The 14,648-nt window shown below is 35.4% G+C and carries 19 protein-coding genes; 14 read left to right on the top strand and 5 right to left on the bottom strand.

Annotated elements, in window-relative coordinates; all coding sequences use genetic code 11:
- Positions 1-13: 13 nt before the first annotated feature.
- From TX86_RS21145 to TX86_RS21080, 14 genes are all read left to right on the top strand, one after another.
- Positions 14-622, top strand: a complete 609-nt coding sequence (locus tag TX86_RS21145; protein WP_042351952.1) for a flavin reductase family protein — start codon at positions 14-16, stop codon at positions 620-622.
- Positions 623-640: 18 nt separating this feature from the next.
- The gene (locus TX86_RS21140; protein ID WP_042351949.1) at positions 641-1,246 is read left to right on the top strand and encodes an alpha/beta hydrolase; all 606 of its coding nucleotides are present in this window, start codon (positions 641-643) and stop codon (positions 1,244-1,246) included.
- Positions 1,247-1,314: 68 nt separating this feature from the next.
- Complete coding sequence (gene wrbA / locus TX86_RS21135; RefSeq protein ID WP_042351948.1) at positions 1,315-1,980, top strand: NAD(P)H:quinone oxidoreductase; 666 nt, start codon at positions 1,315-1,317, stop codon at positions 1,978-1,980.
- 273 nt (positions 1,981-2,253) lie between these two features.
- Positions 2,254-2,547, top strand: a complete 294-nt coding sequence (locus tag TX86_RS21130) for a nucleotide pyrophosphohydrolase (protein WP_042351947.1) — start codon at positions 2,254-2,256, stop codon at positions 2,545-2,547.
- A 147-nt stretch (positions 2,548-2,694) separates the two neighbouring features.
- Positions 2,695-3,423: a CDP-diacylglycerol--serine O-phosphatidyltransferase gene (gene pssA, locus TX86_RS21125; protein ID WP_042351945.1), complete on the top strand. Its 729-nt coding sequence runs from the start codon at positions 2,695-2,697 to the stop codon at positions 3,421-3,423.
- 106 nt (positions 3,424-3,529) lie between these two features.
- Entirely contained in the window at positions 3,530-3,781 is a 252-nt protein-coding gene (locus tag TX86_RS21120; protein ID WP_042351944.1) for a hypothetical protein, read from the top strand.
- Between the two features lie 146 nt (positions 3,782-3,927).
- Positions 3,928-4,296 (top strand): HIRAN domain-containing protein, encoded by a 369-nt coding sequence (locus TX86_RS21115; RefSeq protein ID WP_042351942.1) that lies wholly within the window; start codon positions 3,928-3,930, stop codon positions 4,294-4,296.
- Positions 4,260-4,481 (top strand): YdbC family protein, encoded by a 222-nt coding sequence (locus TX86_RS21110; RefSeq protein ID WP_042351939.1) that lies wholly within the window; start codon positions 4,260-4,262, stop codon positions 4,479-4,481. The genes TX86_RS21115 and TX86_RS21110 overlap by 37 nt, the downstream gene beginning before the upstream one ends.
- 1,316 nt (positions 4,482-5,797) lie before the next feature.
- A complete protein-coding gene (locus TX86_RS27090) occupies positions 5,798-5,872 on the top strand; it encodes an SEC-C metal-binding domain-containing protein (RefSeq protein WP_369126216.1) in 75 nt (24 codons plus the stop codon).
- 396 nt (positions 5,873-6,268) lie between these two features.
- Positions 6,269-6,859, top strand: coding sequence for a TetR/AcrR family transcriptional regulator (locus TX86_RS21100; protein ID WP_042351937.1), 591 nt, complete (start codon positions 6,269-6,271; stop codon positions 6,857-6,859).
- Between the two features lie 76 nt (positions 6,860-6,935).
- Positions 6,936-7,271 carry a DMT family transporter gene (locus tag TX86_RS21095; protein WP_042351935.1) on the top strand — a complete coding sequence of 112 codons (336 nt, stop codon included), beginning with the start codon at positions 6,936-6,938 and terminating at the stop codon, positions 7,269-7,271.
- A complete protein-coding gene (locus tag TX86_RS21090; protein WP_042351934.1) occupies positions 7,271-7,585 on the top strand; it encodes a DMT family transporter in 315 nt (104 codons plus the stop codon). Before TX86_RS21095 ends, TX86_RS21090 begins: the two co-directional genes overlap by 1 nt.
- Before the next feature lie 223 nt (positions 7,586-7,808).
- The gene (locus tag TX86_RS21085; protein WP_052343814.1) at positions 7,809-8,621 is read left to right on the top strand and encodes a 5'-methylthioadenosine/adenosylhomocysteine nucleosidase; all 813 of its coding nucleotides are present in this window, start codon (positions 7,809-7,811) and stop codon (positions 8,619-8,621) included.
- 154 nt (positions 8,622-8,775) lie between these two features.
- Positions 8,776-9,387, top strand: coding sequence for a histidine phosphatase family protein (locus TX86_RS21080; RefSeq protein ID WP_042351932.1), 612 nt, complete (start codon positions 8,776-8,778; stop codon positions 9,385-9,387).
- A 259-nt stretch (positions 9,388-9,646) separates the two neighbouring features.
- Here the strand turns inward: TX86_RS21080 and TX86_RS21075 are convergent, their stop codons facing one another.
- Genes TX86_RS21075 through TX86_RS21055 form a run of 5 tightly spaced genes read right to left on the bottom strand, consistent with a single transcriptional unit; the run spans position 9,647 to position 14,411 of the window.
- On the bottom strand, positions 9,647-10,261 hold the full coding sequence (locus tag TX86_RS21075) for an ABC transporter ATP-binding protein (protein ID WP_042351931.1): 615 nt from the start codon (positions 10,259-10,261) through the stop codon (positions 9,647-9,649).
- A 2-nt stretch (positions 10,262-10,263) separates the two neighbouring features.
- Entirely contained in the window at positions 10,264-11,031 is a 768-nt protein-coding gene (locus TX86_RS21070; protein WP_052343812.1) for an ATP-binding cassette domain-containing protein, read from the bottom strand.
- A gap of 11 nt (positions 11,032-11,042) precedes the next feature.
- On the bottom strand, positions 11,043-11,867 hold the full coding sequence (locus TX86_RS21065) for an ABC transporter permease (protein ID WP_042351930.1): 825 nt from the start codon (positions 11,865-11,867) through the stop codon (positions 11,043-11,045).
- Positions 11,851-12,840 carry an ABC transporter permease gene (locus TX86_RS21060; RefSeq protein ID WP_230203700.1) on the bottom strand — a complete coding sequence of 330 codons (990 nt, stop codon included), beginning with the start codon at positions 12,838-12,840 and terminating at the stop codon, positions 11,851-11,853. Before TX86_RS21060 ends, TX86_RS21065 begins: the two co-directional genes overlap by 17 nt.
- A complete protein-coding gene (locus TX86_RS21055) occupies positions 12,840-14,411 on the bottom strand; it encodes an ABC transporter substrate-binding protein (protein ID WP_042351926.1) in 1,572 nt (523 codons plus the stop codon). The genes TX86_RS21060 and TX86_RS21055 overlap by 1 nt, the downstream gene beginning before the upstream one ends.
- Positions 14,412-14,648 lie beyond the last annotated feature (237 nt).

The following is a 14,648-nucleotide window of genomic DNA, read 5'->3' as shown; positions in this document are numbered from 1 at the left end:
AGGAGCGAGTCATATGATTTCGATTGATCCGAATGATTTAAGCGAAAGAGAAAACTATAAGTTTTTAATAGGAAGTATCATTCCAAGACCGATTGCTTTTGTCACAACTGTTGCTAGCGATGGAACGCTAAATGCAGCTCCGTTTAGCTTTTTCAATATTGTTTCATCTAATCCGCCTCTAATTTCGATTTCTGTTCAAAGGAAAAATGGAAAGCGAAAAGATACTGCTAGAAATATCGTAGAAACAAAAGAATTTGTTGTTCATGTGGTGGATGAGGCAATTGTACATCAAGTAAATGAAACGGCAGCAATGCTTCCTGCTAATGAAAGTGAAATAGCATTAACGAATTTAACTGTTATACCTAGTACGAAGGTTGCAACTCCCGGGATAAAAGAAGCAAAGGTTCGACTGGAATGTGTTTTAGAAAGAGTAATTGAATTAGGTGGAGATCATCATAATGGCTGCGATTTACTGATTGGTAAAGTGGTTCATTATCATATAGCTGAAGGTCTTTATAATCAAGGTCGAATTGAACATGAGGGATTAGGAGCGGTGAGCCGTTTAGCTGGTAGTAATTATGCAAAAATAGGTGAGGTCTTTTCCATTGAAAGACCTGAATAACAATAGGGGGAACTAGTTGTGAAGCATATTTTTAAACGTGGTAAAAGTAACGAGAAACCAACTTTACTTTTACTTCATGGAACAGGTGGAAACGAGCATGATTTGCTAGCATTAGCTGATTTAGTAGATGGGGATGCTTCAGTATTAAGTGTACGAGGAGAAGTGTTGGAAAATGGAATGCCACGTTTCTTCCGTCGCTTGGCAGAAGGGATTTTTGATGAGGAAGATTTAATTTATCGCACGCAACAATTGAATGCATTTCTTGATGAAGCAGCGAAGGAATATGATTTTGATCGTTCTAATATTATCGCCATTGGTTATTCAAATGGAGCTAATATTGCAGCAAGTCTTATGTTTCATTATGGTGATGCATTAAAGGGAGCAATCTTACATCATCCAATGGTTCCTAGACGTGGTATCGAGTTACCTAACTTAGACGGTGCATCTGTCTTTATTGCAGCTGGTAAGAATGATCCAATTTGTCCTGCTGCAGAGTCAGAGGAATTATTCACAACATTGGAGAAAGCAGGAGCCGATGTAACGATTCATTGGGAATATTATGGGCATTCGTTAACACGTTCAGAGGTAGAAGAAGCAACTACTTGGTATAGTAAGAAGTTTTAAAAAGAAAAAATGTCACTAGTCTTTAGAGAAAGGTGATTTAGTCAATATAAATCAAAGGGTGAAACAACATGGGGTTATTCGATAAATTATTCAAAAAAACAAGTGATGAGGAGATTGAAAAGATGGAAAGTGTAAAATTAGCGGTAGTTTATTATAGTTCAGGCGGTACGAACTACAAGATGGCGAAAATGGCTGAAGAAGGAGCAAAAGCAATTGGGGCAGAAGTAAAAGTACTAAAGGTGCCAGAAACAGCTCCACAAGCAGCAATTGATTCTAATCCAGCTTGGAAAGCACATATTGCAGCAACTGCAGATGTTCCAGAGGTAACTTTAGCTGATTTAGAATGGGCAGATGCCATTATTTTCTCTGTGCCAACACGTTTTGGTAACATGCCAGGTCAAATGAAGAACTTCATTGATACAACTGGTGGTCTTTGGTTCCACGGAAAATTAGCAAACAAAGTAGTAAGTGCAATGAGTTCAGCACAAAATGCTCACGGTGGTCAAGAAGCGACTATTCTATCTCTATACACTTCAATGTATCATTGGGGTGCAATCGTAGCAGCGCCTGGTTATACAGATCCAGTTATATTTGGTTCTGGAGGTAACCCTTACGGAACAAGTGTAACAGTAGATCAAAATGGTGAAATGGTAGAGGATATTGAAGCGTCAGTACAGCATCAAGCGAAACGTACAGTAACAATTGCTGAAGCCATTAAAAAAGCAAATCAATAAGACACAAAAAAAGCCTTGGACTACAAGGCTTTTTTGTGTCTTATTTTATTAACCAACGAAGTAATTAAAGGAAATGTCTTTTTTTTACTAAAAATCAGGAACCTGATGTATTCTTGTTCGTAATAATAGTAAGTTGTCCTTTATTAATTCGTTTCTATATATAAATCAATGAAGCCTTTCGTCATACTATGCAGATGCATGTTTTTAATAACTTTTGAAAAAAACAATCTAAAATAGGTACAATAGATGTATTCGATTAAAGGAGACCTTTTTATGAAAAACATTCAAGATAAAATTTTAGCCTTCCGTGATGAAAGAGGATGGAAACCATATCATGATGAGAAAGATTTAGCGATTTCCATTTCATTAGAAGCAAATGAGCTATTGGAGAATTTTCAGTGGAAAAGCAGTGAAGAAGCTATTGCAGCTACTAAGCAAAATATAAAAGAAGAAATGGCGGATGTGTTAATATATTTAGTTCAGTTAGCGGATAAATTGGAGATTGATCTGGAGAAAGAAGTGGAAGCTAAGTTAATTAAAAATGCAGTAAAGTATCCTGTACGATAATTCGATCTTATGGACTACATTGATTTTTCTATGATGAATAGTGTAGTCTTTGTATAGAAGTTAGCTGCAATCATGAATGAAAACATGATAAGGGGACTGAGAAGTGGATATAATATATCAATATAATCTTTATGAAAGAAGAAATTTATGAAAAGACATATACCTAATTTATTTACTTTTGGAAATTTATTTTGTGGTTTTTTATCGCTACATTTTACGGTTAATGGTGAAATAGCGAATGCGACAATCCTTATTTTTATCGCGATTATGCTTGATGCGGTTGATGGTAGAATTGCACGTATTCTTGGAGTTTCAAACGATTTAGGGAAGCAGCTAGATTCTTTAGCTGATGTTGTTTCCTTCGGTGTTGCACCGGCCTATATGGTTGCACTTACATATTTTGATGATTGGGGAGTTTGGGGTGTTGCTCTTACTGCGCTATTCCCGTTATGCGGTGCGTTTCGTTTAGCAAGGTTTAATCTTACGAAAACAGAGGAATCGATGGAATATTTCACTGGAATACCAATTACAATGGCTGGTGGGGTAGTTACTTTCTTCATACTATTAAACCATTATATTAATCCAGTCGTGTTTATGATTCTGTTTTATGTATTAGCCTACTTGATGGTTAGTAAAATTAAAATACCAAGCTTAAAAGATGTAAAGCTTCCCAAGAATGGAATTATAACTAGTATTTTTATGATTTATATGTTCATCCTTTTATGGAGAGCCGATTTTAAACATGTACCGATTCTTTTTTATGTATCTTTAGCTGTTTATTTAGCATTTATTATTTTGCGCTTTATCAAGGAAAAAGAGCCAAATCCAAATAAACGAAAAAAGAAAAAACGAAAACGTCCAGCTAAAAAGAAGTAATATATTGAATTAACTAGAAGAATAATTGAAAAAACATGAAGAGTAGCTATAGAGGCTACTCTTTTCTTGTATATAAAAGTATTGTAAGAATTAGGGAGGGGTTATTTTGTTATACGATGTAGCTAAATTATTATTTGAGCAAGTGAAGGATGCTTTTGAACAGAATGAAGATGTAACACCTTATATTTATTTTGAGAATGATACTTTTCATTTATCGCTGGAAGATGATTACTTAATGGGCGGTAAAGCCATTATTTTTTATCCGCACGATTTAATGGATGTTGTTAATCAAATAAATCGTCAAAAAGCTATTACTATGATTCAAGACAAAATAGAGCGTTATTATCAGTTGAACTAAAAACAAGCGTGTTCATTTACTTGAACACGCTTGTTTTTAGTTCTAATCAGAATGCGAGTAAAAGGATAATCATTTTTTGTATAGGCTTTGCGTTATAATTTATATAGAAGGAAAATTAAAAACGATATAATGGGGAGAGAATCGATATGGATGAGAAATTTATTTCAATTGTCGGTCTTAATCATTACTTTGGGGTAGAAATATTTAATGTCGGTCAAATTCTTAAGCTTAAGAAAGATTACAACAATAAATACGATGGTGAAGCAATTCAAGTAGAAATTGAAAATATAGGTGGTAAAGTCGGTTATGTCGCTAATAGTTATAAAACCGTAGCTAAAGGGACACGTAGTGCTGGTGGGATTTATGATGATTTTGGGGAATACTGTTATTGTCAAGTGGCGTTTATAGTTGATCAGACAGTGATTGCGAAAGTCCTACCAATACAAACCGAAACGAAAATAAGTATGGAGGTTTTGGCATGGCAGATATTAAATATGAAATCAAGCAACAGATAGGAACATTATCACAATCACCAAAAGGGTGGAATAAGGAATTAAATCTAATTAGTTGGAATGGCAAATCTGCAAAATATGATTTGCGAGATTGGGCACCTAACCACGAGAAGATGGGTAAAGGTGTAACATTAACAACTGAAGACTTGAAGGCTTTACGTGAATTGCTCAATGGTATGGAATTGTAGATGTAATATGGTATTTTATGTTACAAAAATATACAAAAAAGAGTAGTATGAGATGAGATCTTTGCTACTCTTTTCTGTATATTTCAAATGAAATGAAATAAGTTGCTAAAAGTGTTAAAATATACTTTATGTGATTAGATTGTCTAGATTCTAACTATGTCAATGTGGTAAAAAGGAATGAATGAAGTATTGATTCTTTTTTTATTCATCGATAAAATGGTTGATGCTAGAAGAAATTGTTATCGGAATATAAGAGTTACTAGCGAATAGTAGTTGTTCGCTTTTTATATTAGGAGGAAAAGAAAGTAATGAATGTTGAAGTAGTGGACGAATATAAGTTAGAGACATTATTGAATGCGTTAAACATGGAGCAGTTAAAAAATATTCGTCGTAATTTAGAATTGAAGAATATGAGTTCCTTACGTAAGAAAGAGCTTGTAGTGGCATTAAATGAGCATATACCTCAGTCTGTAGCTACTAAAGCAGAATTGATGGATGTGGATCAGTACGCAGCTATTCTACGCCTTATGTCGAAAAGCGGTATTGTTGAAATGGAACAGTTAGATATGGAAGATGTGTTTTATTTAAGTAGTGTGGGCTATATTCACCCAGCAGTACAAGAAGACCAACAAATTCTTGTTATGCCTCAAGAAGTAATGGCTCAATTCTTTAAGCTAGAGCCAGTTCAATTAAAGGAATTGGTGAATAAAAACCAAAAAATCACGAATCTGTTGTTTGGCATGATTCGATATTACGGAATGGTAGACTTGGCTACTGCGCAAGCAATGGTTGAGAAGCATTTAGGTGAAGAGCTTGATGCGAAATGGTTCGTTGAATATGTTAATCACTTAGTACAGTATTATAATTCATTCAAAATCAGTGGCGATTATTTAGTTGATGATTTAATTGAGGATGAAGAAGGCTTACAAAAATTACAATCTGAGAAAACTGAACTTAATTACTACCCAATTCCAGAAGAATTAATGTATACCATGAATCGACATGAGCTTTATACACGAACACAACAAGTTCAAGAATTAATACAATACATTAATAGTAAGTATGATGTAACTGCAGATACGATGGATGAAATAATTGGTGAATGCATGTTTATGGTTCAATCTGGTGAGCCTTTAGCAGAGGTTGTAGGATTGTTCGGTAAATATTTACCATTCGAAAACGTAGAAGATTTACAACGTTTCATTCCATTTGTTGTTAATGTTATGAATCATACAAGATTATGGTCATTAAAAGGGTATACACCTAATGAATTATCACCTAAACCAACGGCAGTAGTAGCAGATCATAAACCAACGATGAAGAAAGTTGGAAGAAATGAACCTTGTCCATGTGGTAGTGGGAAAAAATATAAAAAGTGCTGTGGGAAATAGGAAAAGCGCAAGCGCCCGTTTTGCGAAATCTACTAGTCGCGGGGTGCTGGAGCTAGACACAGTACAAATTTATATATATTCTTATCTTTTAAGAAAAACCGTCACCAGTTCTTTTTAATTAACGAATATACTTCTTCGAATAACTACTAATTAAAAAGAAGGCACACGGCAGATATAAGACGAGCCGTTCTTGAAAACCCGTTTTTGGTTTTCAAAATGGATGGGCTTATGACAGAGTGTGCCAGGTGTAAGGTTTGACAAAGAATAAACGTTGTTAACAGCAAAAATGGGTGACGTTTGTCGCTCGTTTTTTTTGACAAAAGAGAAAAAAACAGATAGAATAAAAGAATAATGACCGCGGGTCATTTTTGCGAATGTAAGGTGGGTTATTAGTAAATGGCGAAAAAAGGTGATAAGTACGAACGAATTCTACAAGCTGCTCATAAAGTCATTTCAGAAAAAGGATTTGATAAAACAGCAGTCTCGGATATTGTAAGTGAGGCTCAAGTAGCAAAGGGAACATTTTATCTTTATTTTGATTCTAAAGCGGCACTTGTACCAGCCCTTACCGAGTCTTTATTACAAAAAACAATGGTAGAAATTCAAAATCAATATGACAACTTAGAAAATAAAACATTTGAGAAACTTATTAAAACAATTATTGATGTACAGTTTAAGTATACGAATATGTATAAAAACATCATTCTATTATCATATTCTAGATTTGCCTATGAGAAGTTTTTTAGTAAATGGGAATTGATTTATGGCCCATATTATAATTGGCTAGATGCACAGCTTAGACAAGGGCAGATAGAAGGTTATATTTTGGAACAGATTGACCCACGTCACGCTTCTCAAATTATTATTAATTTAATTGATCAGGCAGCAGAACGATATTACTTTCAAGATCAAAAGCAGGATTCAATTGACTATTATAAAAATGAAGTAGCACAATTTATTTATAGAGCGATTGGGTTGAAGAGGTAGATAAGACTGTTTTATCTACTTTTTATTATTAGACATCAAGACTGACGGTCAGTCATCAAACATGGAGAGTGAAAATATGGGTTGGGTATTAGTGTTGATTGCAGGAGCGCTAGAGGTAATTTGGGCATCTAGCTTAAAGGTTGTGTCAACGCCAATGGAATGGATTATCTTAATTTCCATAATTGCAATTAGCTTCGTGCTATTAATTATTTCATATAAACGAATTCCAGTAGCAGTTGCATACAGTGTTTTCGTTGGAATAGGTACAATCGGAACATACATTATTAGTGTGTTATCTGGACAAGAATTTTCTTTAATTCAAGGTGTAGCCGTATTAGGGCTATTAGCTGGTATTATTGGATTAAAAATGTCAACGGATGATAAACCGAAGAATGAAAGGAGTCATTCATAATGGCATGGTTATTTTTAATACTAGCAGGACTAGAAGAAGTTGTCGCTACATTTGCGATGAAATATATTGATGGATGGAAGCGTAAAACACCAATTGCTGTTGTTGTGATTGGGTTTGTATTTTCCATTTCCATGCTAACATATTCAATGAAAGAAATTCCCCCAGGTGTTGCATATGCAGTCTGGGCAGGAGTAGGAGCAATTGGAATTACTGCTTTAGGCGTTATTTGGTTTAAAGAAAAACTAAATAGAGGGCAGATTATATCTTTAGCTATATTAATTTTAAGTGTTATAACCTTGAAAATAACTACGTGAAAAAAGTGCAGAGCTTTATGGCTCTGTGCTTTTTTGTTGTTAGGAAATAAATAGTGTTTTGCAGAATAATTGAAGGGGGGTACTGAAAAAAAGAATTAAAAACGAACGTTATAGGTGTTTTTATTCTTAAATATTCGTTTTTAGTGTTGACAGACCACGAATTATATTAATATAATAAGTTCTGTTGAAAGAACCTATTACACGAACGAAGGAGATTTACTACATGAAGAAGATTTTAGTCATCATGATGGCTTTATTTGCAATTTTAACAGGATGTTCATCTAATGAGAAAGCAAAAGAAGAAGCACCAGAAAAGAAAGAACAAGTACAACCAATTGGTATTATTGGGGCTATGGATTCTGAAGTGAAGACATTAAAGTCGAAGCTTGAAAATGTTAAAGTAACGAAGAAAGCTGGATTAGAGTTCCATGCTGGTGAATTAAACGGTAAATCAGTGGTTATTGTTCAATCAGGTGTTGGTAAAGTAAATGCGGCACTATGTACACAAATTTTAATTGACGATTTTAATGTAAGTACATTAATTAACAGCGGAGTAGCTGGTGGATTATATAGCGAATTAAAAGTTGGCGATGTAGTTGTTTCAAATCGTGCTGTAGAGCATGACATGGATATTACAGCGTTCGGTCACAAAAAAGGATACATCTCAGACATGTCTGAGAATGGTGAACCAACTTATTTCGAAACAGACAAAGAGTTAGCTGAAAAAACTCAAAAAGTTGCAAATGAAGTTTTAAAAGATAACAAAGCATATATCGGAACAATTGCTTCTGGTGATATCTTTGTAAGTAATGCTGATCTTAAAGCAGAGTTGATTAAAGATCACGATGCATATGCTGCTGAGATGGAAGGCGCAGCTATCGCACACGTTGCAAGCGTAAATAACGTACCAGTTATAATCATTCGTTCAATCTCTGATTTAGCGAACGGTGAAGCGGATGTAACATACGAAGAGTTCGAAATTAAGGCTGCAGAAAACTCAGCTGAAATTGTTATGAACTTAGTAAAACAACTGTAAATCACTTCATATTTGAGAATAATATTGATATGAAACTATAGAAGAGACTGCTCGTTTATATGAGTGGTCTCTTTTGTTATGTATACACATAACATGATACGATGACAGTAAGGCAAGTTACTTTAAGTTTGAACGTTATTAAGGGGGAAATGGTTTGTTAAGATTATATGTAACAAGGCACGGGGAGACTGTTTGGAATACGCAGAGAAGATTACAAGGGTGGAAAGATTCACCGTTGACGGAAAAGGGTATTCATCATGCTAAGCTGTTAGGAAATAGGTTACAAGATGTCGAATTTCAAGCGGTTTATTCAAGTCCAAGCAACCGTACGGTTACAACGACTGAATGTATTCTTGAAAATAGAACACAATCAATTATGACGGACGATTCCTTAAGAGAAATACATATGGGGCATTGGGAAGGGCAAACAGAAGACGAATTAGATGAGCACGATGTTGCTATGTATCAATCTTTCTTCTATGCGCCGCATCGCTTTGAAGCAACTACTGGTGAAAGCTTTACTGATGTAGAGAATCGAGTTGTGCAAATACTGAATCGTATCACATCTGAAAATGATGAGGGTAATATATTAGTCGTTACGCATACAGTTATTATTAAAATATTATTGAAATATGTAAAGAATATTCCACTTGAGAATCTGTGGGAGCCACCATATATACACGATACTAGTTTAACAGTTTTAGAGATAGATAATGGTCAAATGAACTTTGTGATGGAAGGCGATATTTCGCATCGTGAGCAGTGAAATAGTAAGGTATGCAGGTTGTCTATTACTATAAACATGTCATTCAACAATAATCTCATTTAGATTAACTAGATATAATGCTAGAAAAGCTCAACCTCATAAGATGGGCTTTTTCTTTTGACTGAAACGCAGTTTTAATTGGAACCCCAAAAATGAATTTACTTTTTAATAAATAATTCTATTATAAATAACCTGTAACGCCAATCGCTTAATGATGGTCGTTACAGGTTATTTATAATGTTTAGAAGTGGGGACTTGTCTATAGTTCACTTACTCGAATAATACGATCACAAACCTTTGTAGCTAATGCTTCATTATGAGTAATGGCCAATATACCTAGATTTCGTTCTTCTTTTATTTGAAGTAGTAATTGCCAAATTTGTGCTTGGGTTATAGCATCAAGCATAGCGGATATTTCATCAGCTATTAGGTACTGAGTTTTTACATTTAATGCACGAGCGATACAGAAACGCTGGAGCTCTCCACCGGATAGTTCAATTGGATAACGATTTAGCCATTCTTGTTTAATACCGACTAAATCAAGTGTTGCTTGATTTAGCTTTGGGTCCATTCCAGTTTCCTTTAATGCCTCACCCATTTTCATTCTTTCATCAAATGCTAACTGTGGATGTTGACCAATCAATTGTACATTACAAAAGCCCTTCATTTTAATTGGCTCACTATTTACAGTAATGATTCCTTTTGAAGGAACTTCATAACCTGCTAATAAACGACCAATCGTTGTTTTACCTGCTCCGCTTGGACCTAATAAGCCAACACATTCACCAGCTGCAATTTCAATATTTATTTCTTCTACTATTTTCTTTTTATGATAGGAGAATGATAAATTAGTTCCTTTTAGTTTCTTCGTCATGACTATTTCATGTCCTTTATGTCACAGATAAATTCATTTTCAGGAAGTGCTCTCCAAAGTTGTTCGGTAAAGGAGTCTTTCCATTTTCCATTCTTTAATGCTTCTATACTTAGTGTTTCGATTGTTTTTCCCTCATACATAATTGTGACTGTATCAACATACTGAGAGGCAAGATAAAGGTCGTGAGTGATTAATAAGACTGCTTTTCCTTCATCAGCGAGTTCTCTTAAATGCTTCATTGTTTCATGCGCTAGCTCGTCGTTTAATCCAGCAGTTGGCTCATCTGCAATTAGTAAATCAGCATCCGTACTAGCAGCGCATGAAATCAAGACTCGACGTGCCATGCCTCCAGACAGTTCGTGAGGATACAAGTTCTCCACTTCTTTGCTTAAACCATAGCGAGGAAATAATGAGCATGCCTTTTTCCCAGCAAACTTCCCGACTTTCATTAAAGGGTTTAAACAAGAGACGGATTGAGGGATTAAAGCAATTTTATTTCCTCGTAATTGTTGTATGAGTTTAGGAGTCATTTCTTGTCCTTTAAAATTCATGGTACCATTCACACAGGCGTTAGAAGGGAGGATACCAAGTAGTGCATGTGCTAATAAGCTTTTACCCGATCCAGAAGCACCAGCAACAGCTACCATTTCACCAGCATGAATGTTTACTGATAAGTTATGGATGGCTTGCGTGCTTTGCTTATACAATCCTTTTGAATAAGAGGTAAATGCCATATTTAGTTGATTTACTTCAAGAATCTTTTCTTTCATCACTTACACTCCTATTCTCTTGATTTACGTGGATTCAAAAGTGCGCTTAGTTGCTCACCTAATGCATCGAATAAAAGAATGATACAGACGAGCATAAGGCCAGGGAAGAACGCTAACCACCATGCTCCACTTGTTATGTACTTCAATGATTCAGATAAAATAATTCCGATAGCAGGTTGCTCAGGTGATAAGCCAAAGCCTAAAAACGTAATAGATGCCTCATGTAAAATGGCATGAGGAAAAATAAGCAATGTTCCAACCACAAATTGAGGGAATAAATGCGGAATCATATGCTTTTTGGCTATTCTCCATTTACTCATACCTAACTTGTTTGCTTGTTGAACGAAAGGAGCATTTCGTACGGAAAGTACCTCTGCTCGAATAATTCGTGTTAAAGCTGCCCAGTGTGTTAAAGCGACACCAACTACTACGCCAACCACTCCTTTTCCTAAAGCAATAGAAATAAGAATAAGTAATACGATGTGAGGTACAGCCAATAATAAGTCGATTAACCAACTAATTACAACATCAGCCTTTCTCGACAGCGCCGCTGTAATACCAAGGGCAAGAGCTATTAGGGCGCTAATGATGGCTGCAGATAAACCGACAACTAAACTAACCGTTAGTCCTTTCCAAGTACGAAAGAACATATCTCTTCCCATAAAGTCTGTTCCGAAAATATGACTCAATGAAGGGCTTTGATTTTTAATTGAAAAGTTAGCATCATATGCACTTTCAGGAATGAAAGAACCACCAAGCATAATAAATAAAAGCACGGTAGAAGAGGCGAAAATGAGTATTAAAGTTTTTTTACGTCTATTAAATGTTTGAAGCATTTCGTCGTCTCCTCACCCTTATTCTTGGATCGGCAGTATGAATAATGATATCGCCTATAGCATTACCGATAAAGACAAAAACAGCACTAAAGAGGGTTATACCTAATAGAAGCGGTACATCTCCATTTGTTCCAGCTGCAACGGCAGCATTACCTAAGCCTGGGTAAGAAAATACTTGTTCTACAAGTACTGATCCACCAAACAGTTCGGAGAATGAAGCGAATTGCAACATCGTTGCTGGCAAAATAATATTTCGAAAGCATTGATGAAGAACAATTTTATATTCTTTTTCCCCACGTGCACGAGCGAATTGGGCATAATCACTTTCCAGTGCATCAATTAATTTAGAGCGTGTATGTAAAGCAATGCTTGGCATGCTAACAACTGATAAGCAAATTGCTGGTAGCACCATATGTTTAATACGCTCCATGATAGTGACATCTGATTCGAGAACACCTATGGGACTTGCTAATCCAATTGGGAACCAGGCTAAATAAACAGCGAAAATCATTACTAATAAAATACCTAAATAAAACGAAGGGACGGCTGTCAATGTATAGCAAATGCCTTTTAAAGCTCGATCAAGCCATTTATTTTGATTGGCTCCCATTACTAAACCAATGACTAATCCTAAAACTCCGCTAATCACCCAAGCGGTTAGCATAAGCAGAATGGATTTAGTAAATTTGTCTCCAATTACGTCTTTTACTTCTTGCTGATATGTCATAGATACGCCTAAATCGCCGTGTAAAACATTATTTGCCCAAGTAAAGAAACGTTCCACAGGTGGGTCATTAAGCCCCCAATATTCTGCGATATTTTCTTTTTGTTCAGGGGAGATAGCAACCCCTGCTCCAACATATGATTGAACAGGATCAATAGGTGAAGCCATTAAAAGTGAAAAAGCGAGGATTACAACTGCAATTAGCAGTGTAATCCCACGCACACAATAAGTTACAATATGCTTGAACATTATTTTTTCCAGTTCCATTCTTCAAGGTTACTCATAATATCTAATGCATGAGAATGTGGATGAATAGGTTGTTTACCTAAACTTAATCCATCTTTCACAAAATATAAATGATCAACATTTACTAACCATGCCCAAGGAAGGTCGTGAATAATTGGTTGCTGCGCTTTTTTCCAATCCTCCATATTACCACTTATAAGTGCTTGGTCTAAAGCTTGATCCACCTCAGCGTTTTTGTATGAGTTTGTATTATAGTAATCAAAGCCAATATTAGAAGAGTGATATAGGTAATACACTTCCATTGGGTTACGATTTCCCCATCCAAACAGAACTGCATCACTATACATTTTCTTTTCGATATCATCCCATGATCCACCAGAAACGGTCACATCGATACCAATTTCCTTTAACTGTTGTTTCACAGCCATAGCAATCGTTTGTCTTGTTGAATCACCAGCTGTATAGATGAGATTAAAGTGTGCTTTCACTTTTCCTTTTTCAAGAATTTTATCTCCATCGCTATCTTTCCAGCCTGCATCAGCTAACACTGTTTTTGCTTTCTCTACATCTCGTTTAATCTCTGTATCTGCATTCCACCAAGGCAGGTGATCGCTGTTACTAAATGCTGTTTTACCGAAGCCATCTAACGCATCATCTACAATAGCTTGACGATCAAGAGCTAAATTAATAGCTTGGCGAATAGCTAAATCACTTGTGACATTATTTCCTGCTTTTTGTCCGTTTACTTCTGACCCTTCAGGAATTGTTACGAAGGAAATACCTCGGTTATCGACAGTTTGATAAGATTCAATTTTCATACCTGGAACTTTTTCGTTCGCAAATGCGAATGAAGTTTGAGCTACATCTACTTGTCCTGCCTTGGCAGCGGCAAATGCTTGATCCTCACTCATAAATAAAGCTGTTACTTTTTTGAAATGTCCTTTATCTCCATAATAATCATCATTACGTTCAAAAATTGCTTGTTGACCTTGTTTCCATTCTACTAACTTATAAGGACCTGAGCCGATTGGTGTAGTGCTATAAGTGTCACTATAAGCATGCTTTGGAACAATTCCGATAGATGCAGCTGTATAAACGAATGTTGATTGTGGCTTTTCTAATATAAATTGAACCGTATTATCATCAAGTGCTTTTACTTGTTTCATGTGGACTAAGTCGACAGTTGATCCACTTTTTTTCGCTGTTTCATATGTGAAAACAACATCTTCTGCTTTGACGGGTTTTCCATCAGTGAACGTGGCATCTTGACGAAGTTTAAATTCCCACGTTAATTTATCTTCACTTTGTTTATATTCAGTAGCTAGATCATAGATAATGTTTGAATTTGCATCAGTAGCTAATAATGTACTTTGAATAAGGGGAGAACCGTATGCTGCGTATCCTTTAGTTGGATCGAAGCCTCCATCTGGTTCACTAGTTAATGCTAAGACTAGTTCGTCTTTTTTTGTTGCTTCATTTGCCTTTTCTTCCTTTTTATTGTCATCTTTACTACAAGCTACTACGCTTAGACACAATGTAATAATTGCTAGAATTGTAAACCATTTTTTCATCATATTCCTCCATAATTGTATTAAATTAGTTCGTTGTTATTTTTTACTATTTCTTTCAAAATATTTTCTAATCCCAAAAAAAAGAAGACAAATACACGTTGCTTCTGCAACTTATATTTGCCTTCTTGGCTAGATATATTAAGAACCGTATGTAAAAGATTAAGGTTAGAAAGTTTCAATTCTTCGTGAATTGATGTTCAAATTGATTATAGGTATTAATGTCAATGCTGTCTACTTTTT

It is taken from the genome of Bacillus massiliigorillae (genome assembly GCF_000380245.2).
Classification (GTDB): domain Bacteria; phylum Bacillota; class Bacilli; order Bacillales; family DSM-1321; genus Bacillus_AD; species Bacillus_AD massiliigorillae.
The sequence above is the reverse complement of the archived record's forward strand: the minus strand, read 5'-3'. Positions and strand labels throughout refer to the sequence as shown.